The organism is Streptomyces yangpuensis (assembly GCF_024666385.1).
Lineage (GTDB): Bacteria > Actinomycetota > Actinomycetes > Streptomycetales > Streptomycetaceae > Streptomyces > Streptomyces yangpuensis.
The window spans coordinates 3286027-3305235 of the sequence record NZ_CP102514.1 but is presented as its reverse complement, the minus strand read 5'-3'; the positions used below and the strand labels follow the sequence as shown (position 1 = coordinate 3305235).

The following is a 19209-nucleotide window of genomic DNA, read 5'->3' as shown; positions in this document are numbered from 1 at the left end:
AACACTCCTTACGGCGGCTTAGGCTGGACCCATGCCCGCACCTTCCGCGTCCCCGACGACCGCTCCCGCCGCCGCACTCCCCGCCGACCCCTCCGCCGAGGGCGCCCGGTCCCGCTTCGGCCCGGTCGCACTGGTGATCTCGGCGGGCGTCTCGGTCCAGTTCGGTGCCGCCCTCGCGGTCATGATCATGCCGAGGGCGGGTGCGGCGGGCGTCGTCACCCTGCGCCTCGCGGCCGCCGCGATCGTGCTGCTGCTCCTGTGCCGGCCGAAGGTGCGCGGGTACACGCGCTCCGACTGGGGGACGGTCGCCGCGTTCGGCGTGGCGATGGCCGGTATGAACGGCCTCTTCTACCAGGCCATCGACCGGATCCCGCTCGGTCCGGCGGTCACCCTGGAGGTCCTCGGGCCGCTCGCGCTCTCCGTCGTCGTCTCACGGCGGCTGGTGAACTTCCTCTGGGCCGGCCTCGCCCTCGCCGGCGTGGCCCTGCTGTCCGGGCACGGCGGGGGCGGCCTCGGCTTCGGCTCCCTCGACCCGCTGGGCGCGGCCTACGCGCTCGGCGCGGGCGCGATGTGGGCGGCGTACATCGTGTTCAGCGCGCGCACCGGCCGTCGCTTCCCGCAGGCGGACGGCCTGGCCCTGGCGATGGCGGCCGCCGCCGTCCTCTCCCTGCCGCTCGGCGTCCTCGAAGCGGGCTCGGACCTGCTGGTCCCGAGCACCCTGGCCCTGGGCGTCGGCGTGGCCGTGCTGTCCTCCGTGCTGCCCTACACCCTCGAACTCCTCGCCCTGCGGCGGATGCCGGCCCCGACCTTCGCGATCCTGATGAGCCTGGAGCCGGCCATCGCGGCCACCGCGGGCTTCCTCGTCCTGAGCCAGGCGCTGTCGCCGCTCGACGCCGTCGCCATCGCCCTCGTCATCGCGGCCAGCATGGGCGCGGTCCGCTCCCAGATCGGAAAGAAGCCCCTCTGATGGACGTCGCCTCCTACCTCGCCGCCGCCCCCGAAGCCCGCAGGCCGGCCCTGGCCCGCCTGCGCGAGCTGTGCGTGACGGAACTGCAGGGCTTCGAGGAGTCCATCGCGTACGGGATGCCGGTGTACGTACGGCCGGGCGGGACCGAGGCGGAGATCGCCTGGGCGAACCAGAAGCAGTACATCTCCTTCTACCTGATGCGCACGGACGTCCGGGACGCCTTCGCGGACCGCCTGGCGCCCCACGACATGGGCAAAGCCTGCCTCCGCTTCCGCAACCCCGCCACGGTCGACTTCACCCTCCTCCGCGACCTTCTGCGCGCGACGTCCCAGGCGGGCCCGGGGCGGGTGTGCTGAAGGGACGGTGGCGCGTAGCTCGACGACGGCGTCTGCCCCAGGTCACAGGGCCGGGAGCGGGGGCCGGGGGGTCGGAGTCGGAGTCGGAGTCGGCGGCGGGGTCGCGCCCTTGTCGGTGGCGCCGGCCTTCTCCAGAAGCTCCGGGTAGGGCGTCTGCGCCATGGCGCCACGGATCTGCGTGAGACCGTAGCGTTCGGTGGCCCTCTGATCCAGCGGCGGCCTCCGGGGATCGAACCGTATCCGTTCGTCCGGTGGGGACACGTCCACGATGACGAGAGGAGATCTACCGCCCAGCCTCCACACCGTCAGGTACTGCGGACCGCGGGTCGCGTTCAGGATTTCGCTGCTGTTCGAGATCCCGGTCCGGAATCTGTACTGCGGATCAGGCGGATCCCCCTCCTTCAAGTCCTCCTTGAGGGTCTTCCCCGACACCCTGGCGTGCTCGTAGTCGCCGGTCAATCTCATTCTGTCTTTCCTGATCACGTACACCTCGCTCTGAGCAGTGATCGCCTCGAACTTGCCAGGCGTGGGATCCTTCACCTCGATGACCGCGTCCTGGGCGACCTCTTCGCCTGGATTCAGCACGCGGCCGTCCGGCGAGACGAACTCCCCGTCGTAGATCAATTCTGATCTGGACTTCTTGTCGGCGGGCTTGCTCTTCGCGGGCTCGCCACGGATCCAGTAGGTGCTGCCCAGGACATAGACCGGCACCTGACCGGCGTTCCTCACGTACATGTGGACCGTCATGTACAGCTTCCCCGCCCTCTTGTCGATGTTCGACTCCTTGAACGCGGCCCCGGTCTGGATCAGCGGCGTCGTCACATAGGGAACATAGATCTGCGAGTACGCCAGATTGGCGGCGGCCAGAACGGTGGAAAGGATCACGCCGATCGCGATGTTCTTGGGAATGGTGAGCCCCTTCCCCGCCCGGGACTTGATCAGTTCGAACAGGGCGATCGAAGCCCAGGCGACGAGGGCTGCCCCGATGACGGTGGAGGCGGTGAAATTCTCGCCGATCTGCAGCAGAAGGATGGAGATGCCGCAGAAGAGCGCGATCGCCACTCCCAGCAGAACGGCCACCCCTGAGTAGCGCCATCTTCGCGTCTCCCAGAAGTCGACCGCAGCCGCGGCGGCGACCAACACCACCACGGCCACGAAAACAATGGTGAATCCCGCGATGCGTCCGCCGTAGGTCAGGGCACTACCACTGTCCGCGATTCCGATACGGAAGAGCAGACATGAGGTCGTGAGAAGGCCTACGACCACGAAGAAGCCGGTGGTTCGTCGCATCCACGCCCGGTCCGGCCAGACGGCGGCGTCCCCGCCGAGCCATTCCCATTGGACGGGGTCTCCGTCCGCCACACCTTCACGTCGCAGGAGTCTCCAGAGTTCCTTGTCGGACCAGACCCCGCCCACCGACCTGCCGTCGATCAGAACTTCCCGCAAGCCGAGGTCGTCCGGCGCTCCCACGGTCACCTCACGTGTGTTCGCCATAACACCAGCCTGCGCCGTGAACGCAGCGAGCGCTCCTCGTGCGCCCCCTGAAGCGCCCCTTCGTGCGCCCCGGTCGGCGTGCAAGCACCGTGCCACGGAGGGAGGGTGGTGGTGACGTACCAGTGTCACTCGATCCGAAGGAGCTCTCATGCGTACCCGATTCCTGGCGTTCGCCGCCGCCCTCGTACTGACCGCTCTCGGTGCCGCGGTTCCCGTCGCACAGGCCGCCGTGCCGGCCATCCCCGGGCCGACGTGCACGGACGCCGGCGGGGCGGTGGAGTACGACTCCGGCACCGGCCAGTGGACGTGCAAGGGCGGCGACCACGACGGCGAACTCATCACCGAGAGCTGAGTGTTGCCGAGCACGGTGGAGCACGGTGCACCGAGGTGTCCTCGGTTCGTCGGGAACCGCCGAGCACGGTGGAGCACGGTGCACCGAGGTGTCCTCGGTTCGTCGGGAACCGCTGCAACCGAAGGGGCGGGCGATGCGTCATCTGTGGAGCGTGCGCCCGCCCGGACGGCCGCGGGGGACCGGCTGGGCGGGCGTACGGCATCAGCCGAGGGGGAGCTCCAGGTACGACGGGGTGGCCTCCGGGGAGGTGAAGGCCAGCGTCGCGCGGGGCAGGTTGGCGTCGGCGTAGAAGGGGTCGCGGGCGTCGATCACCAGCATCAGGCGGTGGCCGCGCTGCACGTCGTACGCCGTGGCCTGGAGCTCGATGTCCGCGCTGATCAGGCTGTCCGGAGGCGAGGCCAGGTCGCTGTACGGGGCGTGCGTGACGAGGTGGGCCGTACCGTCCGGGGCCGTGTCCAGGAGGTACGCGACGAAGGTCGAGCCGGGGTTCGCCGCCCGGTAGGTCACGCGGAGCCGGGGTGTGCCGCGTAGCCGGACGGTTTCCGCGGCCGGTTCGGCCGTCCAGACGGCGGCGACGGTGTGGTCGATGTCCTCCGTCGGATAGGTTTTCGGGCGGCCCGCCATCTCCGCGTACCCGGACTCGACGACCTTGTCGGCGACGGTCGCCGGGGTGTCCATCCCGCACAGGACGGTCGCCGTCCAGCCGGCCTCGCCGGGCTCCGCCTCCGGCACGAGTTCGCCGTCGTCGGCGAGGTGGAGGCGTTGCAGCTGTTCGGTGGCGGAGGGCCAGGTGGGGCGGGGTTCGAGGGTCCTGCTCCACATGACCTCGCCGATGAACTGTCCCTCGTCGCCGATGCCGTTGTCGATGTCCTTGAGGTGGTGGTCGAACCAGCGGTGGGCGTCCGTCCAGATCCGGTTCGGCAGCCCGAGGACGCCCGGCATCTCCGGGCCGGAGTGGTCGCCGATGGAGACGGCGAGGCGTTTGGGGCCGGTCAGCTCGTTGAACATCCTGAGGGTCTGGTTGGGCGGGAAGAGCGTCTCGTGCCAGGCGTGCGCGTAGAAGACCGGCACCTGGCGGCGGTTGAGTTCCTTGATGTGGGTGAAGGGCGAGCGGACCTCGGCCCAGCGCAGGGTGCCCCGGACGTCGCTGCCGGTCAGGACGTTGTCGAAGACACTCTGCGTCTGCGGGCTCAGCCGGGCCTTCGCGGCCGCCCCGATCAGGGCCCGCACGGCGGCGACGCGGCGGGTGGAGTTCTCGTAGAAGGCCTCCCCGAGGTCGCCCCAGGTGCTGAGCGCGACCACGGCGTCGACGCGGGTGTCGTGGGCGGCGACCAGCTGGCTGATGCCCGAGCCGTACGAGTCCCCGAGGAAGCCGACCTTCGTCACCGGGCCGGTGGTGCGCTCGATCAGGTGGTCCAGGGCGCGGCTGCCGTCGGCGACGTCGAGCGGCCCGGCCATGTCGACCTGGCCCTCGGAGCCGGCGAAGCCACGGGCGGAGTAGGCGAGGACGTTGTAGCCGCGGGCCGCGAACAGGGTGGCCTGCACGGCGTACGTGAGCCAGCCCAGGCTGGTCCAGGGCGAGGGCATGACGATCATCGGGCGCGGCCGGGCCCCGGTGTGCCGCCACAGCGCCGCGTCGAGGAGGTCGCCGTCGGCCCCGGTCACCTTGCCGCGGGTGAAGACGGCGAGGGCGCGCGCCTCGACGACCTCGGCGGCGCGGGCGGGCGGCAGGCCGGTGACGTCGCCGCTCTCCAGCGCGGTGACGAAGGCGGCGAGGGCGGTCGCGTCGAGTTCGGGATAGAGGGAGAAGGGAGGTCGGGCGGCTGGAGTCACGTCAGTTCATCCTCTTCGTCGAGTGACACGAACGTGGACGGCCGCCCGGGCCCGGAGCGGAGCGTTCAGTATCGACGGGACATCCGGTGACGTATCGCGGGTTTCCGGCGTACGGCCTGAATCGCCCTCCGTGGTTCCCGGCGCGGGCGGCACGCGAGACCTGCGGCCGGTACCGACATGGATCAACTGCCCTTTGATTCAGCGATGTTGGCCCGATGGCGGGAAGGCGTCACCCCGCTCGGCACCGGTCGAGAAAATCATGCAAGCGTGCTTGATTGTTTTCTCGGGTGCTGCCAGTCTTCCCCTCACGCCGAGAAGGGGAGCGCACCGTGCCCGATCCGTCCGCCGTCGACGACGCCGTCGCCGTCTTCACCGATCTGCGCGAGGAGGGACGTGAACTCGACACCCTCGTCGAGGGGTTGTCCGCCCCCGACTGGGCCCGGCCCACTCCCGCACCCGGCTGGACCGTCGCCCACCAGATCGCCCACCTGCACTGGACCGACCGGGCCTCACTGGTCTCCCTCACCGATCCGACGGGCTTCGGCCGCATGGTCGAGGAGGCGCTGAAAGCCCCCGACTCCTTCGTCGACGACGGCGCGCGCGAGGGTGCGCAGCTCCCGCCCGCCACCCTGCTCACCCGCTGGCGGGACACACGCGACGCACTCGGACAGGCTCTCGCCGCGGCCCCGCCCGACACCCGATTCCCCTGGTACGGGCCGCCGATGAAGGCCGCGTCGATGGCCAGCGCCCGCCTGATGGAGACGTGGGCGCACGGTCAGGACGTCGCCGACGCGCTCGGTGTGCGCCGCACCCCGACCGCGCGGCTGCGGCACGTGGCACGGATCGGCGTACGGGCCCGCGACTACGCCTACGCCGTACGCGGACTGCCCGCGCCCGAGGGCGAGTTCCGGGTGGAGCTGACCGCCCCCGACGGCGCCGGGGTGTTGGCGTACGGGCCCCCGCAGGCCCCGCAGCGGATCACCGGCCCGGCCCTGGACTTCTGCCTGCTGGCCACCCAGCGGGCCCACCGCGCCGACCTGGCCCTGACCGCGACCGGCCCCGACGCGGACCGCTGGCTGGACATCGCCCAGGCCTTCGCCGGCCCGGCGGGCGCGGGGCGGGAGCCGGGGGCCGGGCGATGAGCCGCCGGCCGCTGCGCATCGGCAACACGTCCGGCTTCTACGGCGACCGCTTCAGCGCCCTGCACGAGATGCTGACCGGCGGCCCGCTGGACGTGCTGACCGGGGACTACCTGGCCGAGCTGACCATGCTGATCCTGGGCCGGGACCGCCTGAAGAACCCGGACCTCGGCTACGCCAAGACCTTCCTGCGCCAGCTGGAGGAAGGACTCGGGCTCGCGCACGAGCGGGGCGTACGGATCGTCACGAACGCGGGCGGCCTCCACCCGGCCGGACTCGCCGACGCGGTCCGCGCGTTGTCGGCCAAAGTGGGCGTCCCCGTCTCCGTGGCCCACGTCGAGGGCGACGACCTCACCTCCCGCGAGGACGGCGCCCTGACCGCCAACGCCTACCTCGGCGGCGCCGGCATCACCGCCTGCCTGCGGGCCGGCGCGGACATCGTCGTCACCGGCCGGGTCACCGACGCGGCCCTGGTCAGCGGCCCGGCGGCCTGGTGGTTCGAATGGGCGCCGGAGGACCACGACCGGCTGGCGGGCGCGGTGGTCGCGGGCCACGTCCTCGAATGCGGCACCCAGGCCACCGGCGGCAATTACTCCTTCTTCACCGCCCACGACGTGCGCCGCCCCGGCTTCCCGCTCGCCGAGATCTCCGAGGACGGCTCGGCGGTCATCACCAAACACCCCGGCACCGGCGGGGCCGTCACCACGGGCACGGTCACCGCCCAGCTGCTCTACGAGACGCAGGGCGTCCGCTACCTCGGCCCCGACGTGACCGCCCGCCTGGACACGGTCCGGCTGACCGACGACGGCGCCGACCGGGTCCGCATCACAGGAGTCCGCGGCGAACACCCGCCCGCCACCCTCAAGGTCGGCGTGACCCGGCTCGGCGGCTGGCGCAACGAGGTGGTCTTCGTCCTGACCGGCCTGGACATCGAGGCGAAGGCAGCGCTGCTCCGGTCCCAGCTCGCCGAGACCCTGGAGGGCGTCGCCGACGCCGCCTGGACCCTGGCCCGTACCGACCACGCGGACGCGGACACGCAGGAGACGGCGAGCGCCCTGCTGCGCCTGGTGGTCCGCGACCCGTCCCCGGACCGGGTCGGCCGCGCCCTGACCTCCACGGCGATCGAACTGGCCCTCGGCAGCTACCCGGGCTTCCACGTCGCCGCCCCACCCGGCCCGGCGCAGCCCTACGGCGTCTTCGCCTCGTCCTACGTCCCGGCGGCCGAAGTCCCGCACACCGCAGTCCTCCCGGACGGCACCCGCGTCCAGATCCCCGCCCCACCCGCCGCACCTCCAGCTTCGCCGGCGTTTGAGGCGCGGGGGTCCGGGGGCGGAGCCCCCGAAGGGGTCGGGGGCGCAGCCCCCGCCGGGTCCGGGGCGGAGCCCCGGGAGACCGTCCGCGCCCCCCTCGGGGCGCTGGCCGGGGCCCGCAGCGGAGACAAGGGCGGCGACGCCAACGTCGGCGTCTGGACCCGGCCCGGCCCCGCCTGGGACTGGCTGCGCGCCACCCTGACCGTCGACCGGTTCCAGGCCCTGCTCCCCGAGACCCGCGGCCTCACCGTCCACCGGCACGAACTGCCGAACCTCCACGCCCTCAACTTCACCGTCACCGGCATCCTCGGCGACGGCGTGGCCTCCGGCCACCGCTTCGACCCCCAGGCCAAGGCCCTCGGCGAATGGCTCCGCGCCCGCCACCTCGACATCCCCGTCCACCTGCTCCCGCCCCCGGAGGGGACCGGCACATGACCCGTCTGCGCACCACCGTCGACCCCCACGCCCCCGAGCACACGAGGGCCCGTACGGCCGCACTGGAGCGCCTCGACGCCCTCGACGCCGAACACGCCAAGGCCCTGCAGGGCGGCGGGGAGAAGTACACGGCCCGGCACAGGAAGCGCGGCAAGCTCCTGGCGCGCGAGCGCGTCGAGCTGCTCCTCGACCCCGACACCCCGTTCCTGGAGCTGTCGCCGCTCGCCGGCTGGGGCAGCGACTACCCCGTCGGCGCCTCCATGGTCACCGGCATCGGCACGGTCGAGGGCGTCGAGTGCCTGGTCACCGCGAACGACCCCACCGTCCGCGGCGGCGCCAGCAACCCCTGGACGCTGAAGAAGGCGCTGCGGGCCAACGAGATCGCCCGGCAGAACCGCCTGCCCGTCATCAGCCTCGTGGAGTCCGGCGGCGCCGACCTGCCCTCCCAGAAGGAGATCTTCATCCCGGGCGGCGCGATCTTCCGCGACCTCACCCGGCTCTCCGCCGAGGGCATCCCGACCGTCGCGGTCGTCTTCGGGAACTCCACCGCCGGAGGCGCGTACATCCCCGGCATGTCCGACCACACCGTCATGATCAAGGACCGTTCCAAGGTGTTCCTCGGCGGTCCGCCCCTGGTCAAGATGGCCACCGGCGAGGAGAGCGACGACGAGTCCCTCGGTGGGGCCGACATGCACGCCCGTACCTCCGGACTCGCCGACCACTACGCCCTCGACGAGTACGACGCCATCCGCCAGGCCCGCCGGATCGTGGCCCGCCTCAACCACCGCAAGCCCCACCAGGATCCGCCGCGGGCCCAGGAGCCGCTCCACGACCCGGAGGAACTCCTCGGGATCGTCCCGCCCGACCTGAAGACCCCCTTCGACCCGCGCGAGGTCATCGCCCGCATCGTCGACGCCTCCGACTTCGACGAGTTCAAGCCGCTCTACGGCACCAGCCTCGTCACCGGCTGGGCCACCCTCCACGGCTACCCGGTCGGCATCCTCGCCAACGCCCAGGGCGTGCTGTTCAGCGCCGAGTCCCAGAAGGCCGCACAGTTCATCCAGCTCGCCAACCAGCGCGACATCCCGCTCCTCTTCCTCCACAACACGACCGGCTACATGGTCGGCAAGGAGTACGAGCAGGGCGGCATCGTCAAACACGGCTCCATGATGATCAACGCGGTCTCCAACTCGCGCGTCCCCCACCTCTCCGTCCTGATCGGCGCGAGCTACGGCGCCGGCCACTACGGCATGTGCGGCCGCGCCTACGAACCCCGCTTCCTCTTCGCCTGGCCCAGCGCCAAATCCGCCGTCATGGGCCCCCAGCAGCTCGCCGGAGTCCTCTCCATCGTGTCCCGGCAGTCCGCCGCCGCCAAGGGACTCCCGTACGACGAGGAACAGGACGCCGGCATGCGCGCCTTCGTCGAGGCGCAGATCGAGTCCGAGTCCCTCCCCATGTTCCTGTCCGGGCGGCTGTACGACGACGGGGTCATCGACCCGCGCGACACCCGTACCGTCCTCGGCCTGTGCCTGTCGGCCGTCCACAACGCCCCCGTCGAGGGCGCCCGTGGCGGCTTCGGCGTCTTCCGGATGTGAGCCCGTACATGACGAACCTGACCTCCCTCCTCGTCGCCAACCGGGGCGAGATCGCCGTACGGATCTTCCGCACGGCCCGCGACCTGGGCCTGGCCACCGTCGCCGTCCACTCCGACCCGGACGCCGACGCCCTGCACGTCCGGGCCGCCGACGCCGCCGTACGGCTGCCCGGCGCGGCCCCCGCCGACACCTACCTGCGCGGCGACCTGATCATCAAGGCCGCCCTCGCCGCCGGCGCCGACGCCGTCCACCCCGGCTACGGCTTCCTCTCCGAGAACGCCGACTTCGCCCGCCAGGTCCAGGACTCCGGCCTGACCTGGATCGGCCCGCCCCCCGAGGCCATCGAGGCCATGGCCTCCAAGACCCGGGCCAAGGACCTGATGCGCGCCGCCGGAGTCCCGCTCCTCGACCCCGTCGACCCGGCCACCGCCACCCCTGCCGACCTGCCCCTCCTGCTCAAGGCGGCCGCCGGCGGAGGCGGCCGCGGCATGCGTGTGGTCCGCGACCTGGACACCCTCAAGGAGGCCCTCCACGCCGCCTCCGCCGAGGCGGCGTCCGCGTTCGGCGACGGCGAGGTCTTCGCCGAGCCCTACGTGGAGCGCGGCCGCCACGTCGAGGTGCAGATCCTCGCCGACGCCCACGGCACCGTCTGGGCCCTCGGCACCCGCGACTGCTCCCTCCAGCGCCGCCACCAGAAGGTCATCGAGGAGGCCCCGGCACCCGGCCTGCCCGACACCCTGCGCGAGCGCCTCCACACCGCGGCCGTCGCCGCCGCCCGGGCCGTCTCCTACCGGGGCGCGGGCACCGTCGAGTTCCTCGTCACCGCCGACGGCCGCCCCTACTTCCTGGAGATGAACACCCGCCTCCAGGTCGAACACCCTGTGACCGAAGCCGTCTTCGGCCTCGACCTCGTCGCCCTCCAACTGCGCGTCGCCGAGGGCGCGGCTCTGCCCCCCTCGCCCCCGGAACCCGCCGGGCACGCCGTCGAGGCCCGCCTCTACGCCGAGGACCCCGCCCAGGACTGGCGACCCCAGACCGGTGTCCTGCACACCCTCGACATCCCCAGCCGGGTCCGCGTCGACACCGGCTTCACCGGCGGCGACACCGTCGGCGTCCACTACGACCCCATGCTCGCCAAGGTCGTCGCCCACGCCCCCACCCGCGCCGAGGCCGTACGCACCCTCGCCCACGCCCTCGCCGGAGCCCGCATCCACGGGCTCACCACCAACCGCGAACTCCTCGTCGGCTCCCTGCGCCACCCCGACTTCACCGCCGCTCAGCTCGACACCGGCTTCTACGACCGCCACCTCACCACCCTCACCGAAACCGCCCCGGACGCCGGCACGGCCGCCCTCGCCGCCGCCCTCGCCGAGGCCGCCCCCGCCCCGGACGCCCCCCTCGCCGCCCGGCTCGGCGGCTGGCGCAACCTCCGCTCCCAGCCGCAGACCCGCCGCTACACCACCGCCGGCACCGAGTACGACGTCCAGTACCACCCCGTAGACCACCCCGGCGTTCGCGTCCTGGCGGCCGAGCGGCACCTCGTCACCCTCGAAGTCGACGGGATCCGCCGGATGTTCCACGTGAAACGAAATTCGAACAACACCGAGGTCTACGTGGACTCCCCACTCGGATCCCACACCCTCACCCCCGTCCCCCGGTTCCCGGACCCCCAGGACCGCACCGAACCGGGCTCCCTGCTCGCCCCCATGCCCGGCACCGTCGTCCGCGTCGCCGAGGGCCTCACCCCCGGCACCACCGTCACCGCAGGTCAGCCCCTGCTCTGGCTGGAGGCCATGAAGATGGAGCACCGCATCCTCGCTCCGGCCTCCGGCACGCTCACCGCGCTCCACGCCGTCACCGGCCAACAGGTCGAGTTCGGCGCCCTGCTCGCCGTCGTCCAGGAGGAACCGCTGTCATGAGCCCCACCATCGAAACCGCCGAACACCAGGCCCTGCGCGCCGCCGTCGCCGCCCTCGGACAGCGCTACGGCCGTGAGTACCTCGCCCGCCTGGCCCGCGAGGGCGGCCACCCCGACGAACTGTGGGCCGACGCCGCCAAGCTCGGCTACCTCGGGGTCAACCTCCCCGAGGAGTACGGCGGCGGAGGTGGCGGCATCGCCGAACTGGCCATCGTCCTCGAAGAACTGGGCGCCGCCGGCTGTCCCCTCCTCATGATGGTCGTCTCGCCCGCCATCTGCGGCACGGTCATCGCCCGCTTCGGCACCGACGAGCAGAAGCGGACCTGGCTCCCCGGCCTCGCCGACGGCAGCCGCACCATGGCCTTCGGCATCACCGAACCCGACGCCGGATCCAACTCCCACCGCATCACCACCACGGCCCGCCGCGACGGCGACGACTGGATCCTCACCGGCCGCAAGGTCTTCATCTCCGGCGTCGACATCGCCGACGCCACGCTGATCGTCGGCCGCACGGAGGACGCCCGTACCGGACGCCTGAAGCCCTGCCTGTTCATCGTCCCGCGCGACACCCCCGGCTTCGGGCGCTCGGTCATCGACATGGAACTCCAGGCGGCGGAGAAGCAGTTCGAACTCACCCTGGACGAGGTACGCCTGCCGTCCGCCGCGCTGGTCGGCGACGAGGACGCGGGCCTCCTCCAGCTCTTCGCCGGCCTCAACCCCGAACGCATCATGACCGCCGCGTTCGCCATCGGCATGGGCCGCTACGCCCTGGCGCGCGCCGTCGAGTACGCCAAGACCCGGCAGGTGTGGAAGGAGCCGATCGGCGCCCACCAGGCCGTGGCCCACCCCCTGGCCCAGGCCCACATCGAACTGGAACTGGCCCGCCTGATGACGCAGAAGGCGGCCCACCTGTACGACGCGGGCGACGACATGGGCGCGGGCGAGGCCGCGAACATGGCGAAGTACGCGGCGGGCGAGGCGTGCGTCCGAGCCGTGGACCAGTCGGTCCACACCCTCGGCGGCAACGGCCTCACCCGCGAATACGGCCTGGCCTCGCTCATCACCGCGGCCCGCGTGGCCCGCATCGCCCCGGTAAGCCGCGAGATGATCCTCAACTTCATCTCCCACCAATCGCTGGGCCTCCCCAAGTCCTACTAGCCCCTACGGGGTTGCTCGGCGGTGTGCGGGCTGGGCTGCGCCCGGACCCAGGTCCCTACGATGCTCGGCGGTGTCCTGACGGGTGGTGTCGCGGGGCGGTGGTGTCCAGGTGCGGGGCAGCCCCCTACACGAGGGTCTCCTCGGCCGTGCCCCTGCGGGGTTGCTCGGCGGTGTCGTGTGCGGTGGTGTTGCGGGGCGGTGGTGTGGGGGGTGGGGTGGTGCCCCGCACGAGGGTCTCCTCGGCGGTGCCCCTGCGGGGTTGCTCGGCGGTGTCGTGTGCGGTGGTGTTGCGGGGCGGTGGTGTGCAGGGTGGGGTGGTGCCCCGCACGAGGGTCTCCTCGGCTCGGCGCGTGCTGCCTTGTCGCGCCGAGACGGCCCTGGTTGCGCGCTCGTCCTGCGGGGACCCTCCTGCGTGTCCCCACCCCACGGCAGCGCCCCGGCGACCCACGGCCGAGGGGAGTGGGGACGGTGCGGGGTGTCCCCGCAGGACGAGCGCGCGACCCGGGCCGTCTGGCCGGGACGTACCCGCACGCGCCGAGCCGAGGAGACACCCCGGACCGGCCCCGCTCCCCGACCCCGACCAACCCCGCCCGGCCAGGAACCCAAGCCAAACCGCCCAGCACCACACGGCACAGCCCGGCCGGAGCCCGAGCCGGACCGCTGAGCCGCCCGCAGGGCACACCGCTCCCCGACCCCGACCAACCCCGCCCGGCCAGGAACCCAAGCCAAACCGCCCAGCACCACACGGCACAGCCCGGCCGGAGCCCGAGCCGGACCGCTGAGCCGCCCGCAGGGCACACCGCTCCCCGACCCCGACCAACCCCGCCCGGCCAGGAACCCGAGCCGAACCGCCGCGCACCGTAGGACACAGCCCGGCCGGAGCCAGAGTCGGACCGCTGAGCCGCCCCGCAGGGCAAGGCACCCGGACACCGCCGAGCACCGGAACCCCGCCCGGGCGGAGCCCGAGCCGGACCGCCGAGCCGCCCGCAGGGCACCCCGCATACGCTCCCCCCAGGAGCACCCCGTCGACCGCTCCGGAGGAGCCATGGCCACACCCGTCCACGCCACCACGGCGGCCGCCGTCACCACCCTCACCCTCGACTCCCCGGCCAACCGCAACGCGCTCTCCGCGGAGCTCGTCGCCGAGCTCCGCGCCGCCCTCGCCGCGGCCGGCGCGGACCCGGCCGTGCGCGCCGTCGTCCTCACCCACACCGGCGGTACCTTCTGTTCCGGCGCCGACCTCAAGTCCCCCTCCGCCCCCGCAGACTTCGTGGCCCTGCTCCGCGAGATCGCCGAGCTGCCCCGGCCCGTCGTCGCCCGCGTCACCGGCCACGTCCGGGCCGGCGGCCTCGGCCTGCTGGGCGTGTGCGACATCGCCGCCGCCGGGCCCGGGTCCTCGTACGCCTTCACGGAGACCCACCTGGGCGTGGTCCCCGCCGTCATCTCCGCACCGCTCCTGCCCCGCCTCGACCCGCGCGCCGCCGCCCGGTACTTCCTGACCGCCGAGGCGTTCGACGCCGCCGAGGCCGTACGGATCGGCCTGCTCACCCTCCACGGGGACGACGTCGACGAGACTCTCGCGCCCGTCCTCGCGGGCCTGCGCAAGGCCGGCCCGCAGGCGCTCGCCGCGACCAAGCGACTGGTCACCGCACCCGTACGCGCGGCCCTCGCGCAGGACGGCGCCGCGCTCACCGAGCTGTCCGCGCACCACTTCGCCTCCGCCGAGGCCCGCGAGGGCATCACCGCCCGCTTCGAGCGCCGGGAACCGTCATGGGCGCTGTGACCGGCGGCGCCACGGCCGAGACGGGCCCCAAGCAGGCCCGCAGCCGCGTCACCCGCCGCCACCTCCTGGAGGCGGCCGTGTCCTGCCTGGCGGAGCACGGCTGGGCCGGTTCCACCGTCTCCGTCGTCGCCGAACGCGCCGGCGTGTCCCGCGGAGCCGCCCAGCATCACTTCCCGACCCGCGAGGACCTCTTCACCGCCGCCGTCGAGTACGTCGCGGAGGAACGCTCCACCGCCCTGCGTGACCTCTTCCACGCCGGACCGGCCGCCCGGCCGGCCGTGGTGCAGGCACTGGTCGACCTGTACACGGGCACCCTCTTCCGGGCCGCGCTCCAACTGTGGGTGGCCGCCTCCAACGAGGAGCAGCTGCGCCCGCGGGTCACCGAGCTGGAGGCCCGGGTCGGCCGCGAAACCCATCGCATCGCCGTGGAGCTGCTGGGCGCCGACGAGGCGGTGCCGGGCGTACGGGAGACCGTGCAGGGCCTCCTCGACATGGCCCGCGGCCTGGGTCTGGCGAACGTCCTGACCGACGACGCGGCCCGCCGGGCCCGTGTCGTGGCCCAGTGGTCGCGCATCCTCGACGCGGCCCTGGGCTGAGCCGCCCGGCCCGCGCACCGCCGCCCGCCCGTTCAGCCGAGCGCGGAGGCCAGCACGATCGCCAGGGACAGCCCCATCAGGCCGAACAGGTCGTAGTCGCGCCGCCGGGGCCGCCGGGCGGCGTGCACGGTCTCGGCCCGGGCGGGGTCCCGAGGGTCGTACAGGACCTCGACAGCGTCTCCCTCGCGCGTCCCCGGAGGGCAGTCGCCCTCGCCCGCGCGATGGGTGCGGGTACGGCCGTCGGGTGTCGGGTAGCGCAGCGTGAGCCGCGCCGGGCCGCCCTGCGCGGGCCGGTGCACGGCCGCGCAGTGGGCCCGTACGGCGATCCCGCGCCGCCGCAGGGCCAGGCGGCGCCGCAGCGCGACCACGGCGAGCAGCAGCGTGCCGAGGCCGAGGACGAGGTAGGGGATCTTGTGCACGGGAGGGGCTCCTGCGGAGGGTCTCAGAACGCGGCAGGGGCGCCGCGCCCCGGAGGAGTCCGGGTCGCGGCGCCCCGCGGTGACGGGCGGCCGGGCCGGTCAGGCGGTCTCGGCGATGTCCGCGTAGCCCTCGATCTCCTGCGGGTCGCGCCGGCCCGGTCCCGTGTAGCGGGCCGACGGGCGCACCAGGCGGCCGGTGCGCTTCTGCTCCAGGATGTGCGCCGACCAGCCGGCGGTACGGGCGCAGCTGAACATGGAGGTGAACATGTGCGCCGGGACCTCGGCGAAGTCCAGCATGATCGCCGCCCAGAACTCCACGTTGGTGGCGAGCACCCGGTCGGGACGCCGCGCGTGCAGCTCCTCCAGGGCGGCCTTCTCCAGCGCGGCGGCCACCTCGTAGCGCGGCGCGTCGAGCTCCTTGGCGGTGCGCCGCAGGACGCGGGCGCGCGGGTCCTCGGCGCGGTAGACGCGGTGTCCGAAGCCCATCAGGCGCTCGCCCTTGTCGAGGGCCTTCTTCACGTACGCGACGGCGTCGCCGGTGCGCTCGATCTCCTCGATCATGCCGAGCACGCGGGAGGGCGCGCCGCCGTGCAGCGGGCCCGACATGGCGCCGACGGCGCCCGACAGGGCCGCGGCCACGTCGGCGCCGGTGGAGGCGATGACGCGCGCGGTGAACGTGGACGCGTTCATCCCGTGCTCGGCGGCGGAGGTCCAGTACGCGTCTACGGCCTTGACGTGCTTGGGGTCCGGCTCGCCGCGCCAGCGGATCATGAACCGCTCGACGACGGACTCGGCCTTGTCGATCTCGCGCTGCGGCACCATCGGCAGGCCCTGGCCGCGGGCGGACTGGGCGACGTACGAGAGCGCCATCACGGCAGCGCGCGCCAGGTCGTCGCGGGCGGTCTGCACGTCGATGTCCAGCAGCGGTTTCAGACCCCACACGGGGGCGAGCATCGCGAGTGCGGACTGCACGTCGACGCGGATGTCACCGGAGTGGACCGGGATGGGGAAGGGCTCGGCGGCCGGCAGGCCGGGGTTGAAAGCACCGTCGACCAGCAGGCCCCAGACGTTCCCGAAGGAGACGTGGCCGACGAGGTCTTCGATGTCGACGCCCCGGTAGCGGAGCGACCCGCCTTCCTTGTCCGGTTCGGCGATCTCCGTCTCGAACGCGACGACCCCTTCGAGCCCGGGTACGAAGTCGGACATCAGGCGGCTCCTCAGATAGTGCGAACACGCGCGGCTCCCGGCGTGACTCGCGGTCCGGCGCGGTCATCCCCGTTGATGCCCGGCACGGCCGTTGGTCACCCGTGCGGGGACCTTCGGACCGGCCCCAAGATTTTGGCCGCTGCGCCCCGACTGCGGAAGCGTGACATACGGCACACCGTCACCGGTCCACCTGCGGCAGGATGGCTTGCGTGACCGATCAGGACATTGACCCCGCCATGATGCGCAAGCAGTACCGCTCGGAGATCGTCCACGAGGAAAGCCTCGCCGGGGAACCGATGGAGCAGTTCGCCCGGTGGTTCCAGCAGGCGGCCGACTCGCACCTCTTCGAACCGAACGCCATGGTCGTCTCGACGGCCACCCCCGACGGCCGGCCCAGCTCGCGCACGGTGCTGCTGAAGCAGTTCGACAGCCGGGGCTTCGTGTTCTTCACGAATTACGCGTCCCGCAAGGGCCGGGAACTCGCCGAGAATCCGCAGGTCGCGCTGTTGTTCCCGTGGCACCCCATCGCCCGTCAGGTGATCGTCACCGGTACGGCGGCCCGTATCGGCCGCGACGAGACGGCGGCGTACTTCCGGTCCCGGCCGCACGGCTCGCAGCTGGGTGCGTGGGCGAGCGAGCAGTCGAGCGTGATCGGCTCCCGCGCGGAGCTGGACCGCCGCTACGCCGAGCTCGCGGAGCGCTATCCGGAGGGGGAGCAGGTGCCGGTGCCGCCGGAGTGGGGCGGGCTGCGGGTGGTGCCGCAGGAGGTCGAGTTCTGGCAGGGGCACGAGAACCGGCTGCACGACCGGCTCCACTACGTGCTGGAGGGCGAGAAGTGGCGCCTGGAGCGTCTGTGCCCGTAGCGGGCGCGCAGACGTGGAGACAGACGCAGACGACCCGCGGGCTCGGGTTCCTCTCCTGCAGTGAGAGGAGCCGGCCGGACGTTACCGGCGAGCCCGCGGGTCGGGTGACTGCTTGGGATTGGCGCCGGGCGATCCGCCGGGCACCGCACTGGGTGCGTTGCTGACGACGGGCCCTAGCCCGCAGCCACCTCACGCGTCCGGAGTTCGTACATTTCCGGGATCACCTCCTTTCAGTGTGCGTCCACTCTAAGCAGGCCTGTGCTCGGCGCTCAATCGAATTTCCGCGGCGAATCCACAGGCGTATCCATCGGCTCTCCCCCTCCGCCGGGACGTGCACCGGATGTGCGGGCACCCATCGATTTCCCTGAATGCGGTGTGGCGTGGGTCACGTTCGAGTTCAATGATCTGACGTGCCGCATACGCGAACACCTGCTGGGGGTTCCAGGTGAGTGCTTCCGGACGTGACGAGACCGCCGACGATCTGCTCGCCGCGCTGCTGGACGGGATGGACGCCGCGCTGTGCGCCTTCGATTCCGACGGGGTGATCACCCACTGGAACCGGGAGGCGGAGCGGATCCTGGGCTGGTCCGCCGGGGAGGCCGTGGGGCGCAAGGGGTTCGAGGGGTGGGCGGTGCGGGCCGCCGACGCGCAGGACGTGCAGGACAGACTCATGTCCGCCCAGCACGTGCCCGGGCGGCAGGTCCATGAGTTCGCGCTGCTCACCAAGGACGGCGGGCGGCTCCTCGTCCGCACGCAGTCCGCCGGGGTGCCGGGCGCGGACGGCTCGCCCGCGGGGGTGTACTGCGCCTTCAGCGAGGTGCACGCGCAGATCGACCTGGAGCGGTCCATCGCGCTCAGCGAGGCCCTGATGGAGGACGCCTCCTGGGGAGTCGTCCTCGTCGACGTCGACCTGCGGCCCGCCGTGGTCAACGCGCACGCCGCGCGGGCCTTCGGCACCGGCCGCACCGCCCTGCTCGGACGGCCGCTGGGGGAGCTGCTGACCCAGGGGGTCGAGGAGCTGGAGGGGGCGCTGCAGCACGTGCTCGCCGAGGGGGCGCCGCCCGCGCCCGTCGAGATGTGGGTGTCGGTGCGCACCGCGGAGGGCGTGCGGCGGCGGTGCTGGCGGTGCGGGTTCCTGCGGCTGGCCTCGCCGCTCGCGGAGGAACCGGTGCCGCTGGGGGTCGGCTGGCTGATCCAGGACGTCACCGAGGCCCGCCAGGAGCAGCTCGACGCCGCGCAGGCGCGGTTCCGGTCCCATCAGCTCCACCGTGCCGGGCGGGCCGCCGCCGAGTGCGAGGACCCGGCGGAGGCGGCCGGCGTACGCCTGGACTTCGCGCTCGCCGGCTTCGCCGAGCATGCGCTGCTGGACGTACTGGCCCCCGCGGCCGACTCCGAGCGGCGCCGGCTCGTACGGTGCGCGGTGTCGCCGCCCGCGCTGCCGGGGCCCGGTTCGATCCCCGTGCGGTACCCGGCCGGGCATCCGGCGCTGCAGGCGCTGGACCGGATCGGCTCGGTGCGGACCAGTGCCCCGCGCGGTGAGGCGGACGCGGAGTGGGCGCGGGCCCGGCAGTGGCCCGAGGGTGCGGCGCACGTGCTGTGCACGGTGCTGCGCAGCCGGGGGCGGACCCTGGGCGCGTTGACGTTCCTGCGGGGGCCCTCGCGGGTGGCGTTCGAGCGCGCGGACGCGGCGTACGCGGAGGAGGTCGCGGCCCGCGTCGCGGCGGACCTGGACCTGGCGGCGTCCCCCACCACCCCGGCCGCGGGTTGACGCCCCATCAGGTGCGG

17 protein-coding genes are annotated in these 19209 nt (G+C 73.0%); 12 read left to right on the top strand and 5 right to left on the bottom strand.

Features of this window, described 5'->3' with window-relative positions; translation table 11 throughout:
- Positions 1 to 31: 31 nt before the first annotated feature.
- Both NRK68_RS14960 and NRK68_RS14955 read left to right on the top strand, forming a co-directional pair.
- A complete protein-coding gene (locus NRK68_RS14960; protein WP_183067866.1) occupies positions 32 to 967 on the top strand; it encodes an EamA family transporter in 936 nt (311 codons plus the stop codon).
- Positions 967 to 1323: a DUF1801 domain-containing protein gene (locus tag NRK68_RS14955; RefSeq protein ID WP_183067865.1), complete on the top strand. Its 357-nt coding sequence runs from the start codon at positions 967 to 969 to the stop codon at positions 1321 to 1323. Before NRK68_RS14960 ends, NRK68_RS14955 begins: the two co-directional genes overlap by 1 nt.
- A gap of 42 nt (positions 1324 to 1365) precedes the next feature.
- Here NRK68_RS14955 and NRK68_RS14950 read toward each other — a convergent pair whose 3' ends face one another.
- Entirely contained in the window at positions 1366 to 2817 is a 1452-nt protein-coding gene (locus NRK68_RS14950) for an ABC transporter permease family protein (RefSeq protein ID WP_183067864.1), read from the bottom strand.
- 148 nt (positions 2818 to 2965) lie between these two features.
- Between NRK68_RS14950 and NRK68_RS14945 the strand changes: the two genes are divergently transcribed.
- On the top strand, positions 2966 to 3169 hold the full coding sequence (locus NRK68_RS14945; RefSeq protein WP_257855971.1) for a hypothetical protein: 204 nt from the start codon (positions 2966 to 2968) through the stop codon (positions 3167 to 3169).
- A 201-nt stretch (positions 3170 to 3370) separates the two neighbouring features.
- Here the strand turns inward: NRK68_RS14945 and NRK68_RS14940 are convergent, their stop codons facing one another.
- Positions 3371 to 5002 (bottom strand): CocE/NonD family hydrolase, encoded by a 1632-nt coding sequence (locus NRK68_RS14940; RefSeq protein ID WP_257855970.1) that lies wholly within the window; start codon positions 5000 to 5002, stop codon positions 3371 to 3373.
- Between the two features lie 329 nt (positions 5003 to 5331).
- On the opposite strand from NRK68_RS14940, the gene NRK68_RS14935 reads away from it, so the two are divergent.
- Genes NRK68_RS14935 through NRK68_RS14915 form a run of 5 tightly spaced genes read left to right on the top strand, consistent with a single transcriptional unit; the run spans position 5332 to position 12557 of the window.
- Positions 5332 to 6144: a TIGR03084 family metal-binding protein gene (locus NRK68_RS14935; RefSeq protein WP_257855969.1), complete on the top strand. Its 813-nt coding sequence runs from the start codon at positions 5332 to 5334 to the stop codon at positions 6142 to 6144.
- Positions 6141 to 7886 carry an acyclic terpene utilization AtuA family protein gene (locus NRK68_RS14930; RefSeq protein WP_257855968.1) on the top strand — a complete coding sequence of 582 codons (1746 nt, stop codon included), beginning with the start codon at positions 6141 to 6143 and terminating at the stop codon, positions 7884 to 7886. The genes NRK68_RS14935 and NRK68_RS14930 overlap by 4 nt, the downstream gene beginning before the upstream one ends.
- Positions 7883 to 9481 (top strand): acyl-CoA carboxylase subunit beta, encoded by a 1599-nt coding sequence (locus NRK68_RS14925; RefSeq protein ID WP_257855967.1) that lies wholly within the window; start codon positions 7883 to 7885, stop codon positions 9479 to 9481. The genes NRK68_RS14930 and NRK68_RS14925 overlap by 4 nt, the downstream gene beginning before the upstream one ends.
- Before the next feature lie 8 nt (positions 9482 to 9489).
- Positions 9490 to 11400, top strand: coding sequence for an acetyl/propionyl/methylcrotonyl-CoA carboxylase subunit alpha (locus NRK68_RS14920; RefSeq protein WP_257855966.1), 1911 nt, complete (start codon positions 9490 to 9492; stop codon positions 11398 to 11400).
- Positions 11397 to 12557, top strand: coding sequence for an acyl-CoA dehydrogenase family protein (locus tag NRK68_RS14915; protein ID WP_257855965.1), 1161 nt, complete (start codon positions 11397 to 11399; stop codon positions 12555 to 12557). Before NRK68_RS14920 ends, NRK68_RS14915 begins: the two co-directional genes overlap by 4 nt.
- 124 nt (positions 12558 to 12681) lie before the next feature.
- Here NRK68_RS14915 and NRK68_RS14910 read toward each other — a convergent pair whose 3' ends face one another.
- Positions 12682 to 12885 carry a hypothetical protein gene (locus NRK68_RS14910; RefSeq protein WP_183067856.1) on the bottom strand — a complete coding sequence of 68 codons (204 nt, stop codon included), beginning with the start codon at positions 12883 to 12885 and terminating at the stop codon, positions 12682 to 12684.
- Between the two features lie 717 nt (positions 12886 to 13602).
- On the opposite strand from NRK68_RS14910, the gene NRK68_RS14905 reads away from it, so the two are divergent.
- The gene (locus NRK68_RS14905) at positions 13603 to 14340 is read left to right on the top strand and encodes an enoyl-CoA hydratase family protein (protein ID WP_046778740.1); all 738 of its coding nucleotides are present in this window, start codon (positions 13603 to 13605) and stop codon (positions 14338 to 14340) included.
- Positions 14328 to 14936, top strand: a complete 609-nt coding sequence (locus NRK68_RS14900; RefSeq protein WP_183067855.1) for a TetR/AcrR family transcriptional regulator — start codon at positions 14328 to 14330, stop codon at positions 14934 to 14936. Before NRK68_RS14905 ends, NRK68_RS14900 begins: the two co-directional genes overlap by 13 nt.
- Before the next feature lie 32 nt (positions 14937 to 14968).
- Here NRK68_RS14900 and NRK68_RS14895 read toward each other — a convergent pair whose 3' ends face one another.
- Positions 14969 to 15355 (bottom strand): DUF3592 domain-containing protein, encoded by a 387-nt coding sequence (locus tag NRK68_RS14895; RefSeq protein ID WP_183067854.1) that lies wholly within the window; start codon positions 15353 to 15355, stop codon positions 14969 to 14971.
- A 99-nt stretch (positions 15356 to 15454) separates the two neighbouring features.
- Positions 15455 to 16561, bottom strand: coding sequence for a citrate synthase 2 (locus NRK68_RS14890; protein ID WP_030964724.1), 1107 nt, complete (start codon positions 16559 to 16561; stop codon positions 15455 to 15457).
- Positions 16562 to 16761: 200 nt separating this feature from the next.
- Between NRK68_RS14890 and pdxH the strand changes: the two genes are divergently transcribed.
- Positions 16762 to 17424 carry a pyridoxamine 5'-phosphate oxidase gene (pdxH, locus tag NRK68_RS14885; RefSeq protein WP_257855964.1) on the top strand — a complete coding sequence of 221 codons (663 nt, stop codon included), beginning with the start codon at positions 16762 to 16764 and terminating at the stop codon, positions 17422 to 17424.
- 445 nt (positions 17425 to 17869) lie between these two features.
- Entirely contained in the window at positions 17870 to 19192 is a 1323-nt protein-coding gene (locus NRK68_RS14880; RefSeq protein WP_183067853.1) for a PAS domain-containing protein, read from the top strand.
- Positions 19193 to 19209: the final 17 nt, after the last annotated feature.

What these genes read in the sequence shown, in the direction of transcription:
- NRK68_RS14960 (WP_183067866.1), top strand. Translation starts at nt 32, where the DNA reads ATGCCCGCACCTTCCGCGTCCCCGACGACCGCTCCCGCCGCCGCACTC.
- NRK68_RS14955 (WP_183067865.1), top strand. Translation starts at nt 967, where the DNA reads ATGGACGTCGCCTCCTACCTCGCCGCCGCCCCCGAAGCCCGCAGGCCG.
- NRK68_RS14950 (WP_183067864.1), bottom strand. Translation starts at nt 2,817, where the DNA reads ATGGCGAACACACGTGAGGTGACCGTGGGAGCGCCGGACGACCTCGGC.
- NRK68_RS14945 (WP_257855971.1), top strand. Translation starts at nt 2,966, where the DNA reads ATGCGTACCCGATTCCTGGCGTTCGCCGCCGCCCTCGTACTGACCGCT.
- NRK68_RS14930 (WP_257855968.1), top strand. Translation starts at nt 6,141, where the DNA reads ATGAGCCGCCGGCCGCTGCGCATCGGCAACACGTCCGGCTTCTACGGC.
- NRK68_RS14925 (WP_257855967.1), top strand. Translation starts at nt 7,883, where the DNA reads ATGACCCGTCTGCGCACCACCGTCGACCCCCACGCCCCCGAGCACACG.
- NRK68_RS14920 (WP_257855966.1), top strand. Translation starts at nt 9,490, where the DNA reads ATGACGAACCTGACCTCCCTCCTCGTCGCCAACCGGGGCGAGATCGCC.
- NRK68_RS14915 (WP_257855965.1), top strand. Translation starts at nt 11,397, where the DNA reads ATGAGCCCCACCATCGAAACCGCCGAACACCAGGCCCTGCGCGCCGCC.
- NRK68_RS14905 (WP_046778740.1), top strand. Translation starts at nt 13,603, where the DNA reads ATGGCCACACCCGTCCACGCCACCACGGCGGCCGCCGTCACCACCCTC.
- NRK68_RS14900 (WP_183067855.1), top strand. Translation starts at nt 14,328, where the DNA reads ATGGGCGCTGTGACCGGCGGCGCCACGGCCGAGACGGGCCCCAAGCAG.
- NRK68_RS14890 (WP_030964724.1), bottom strand. Translation starts at nt 16,561, where the DNA reads ATGTCCGACTTCGTACCCGGGCTCGAAGGGGTCGTCGCGTTCGAGACG.
- pdxH (WP_257855964.1), top strand. Translation starts at nt 16,762, where the DNA reads ATGGCTTGCGTGACCGATCAGGACATTGACCCCGCCATGATGCGCAAG.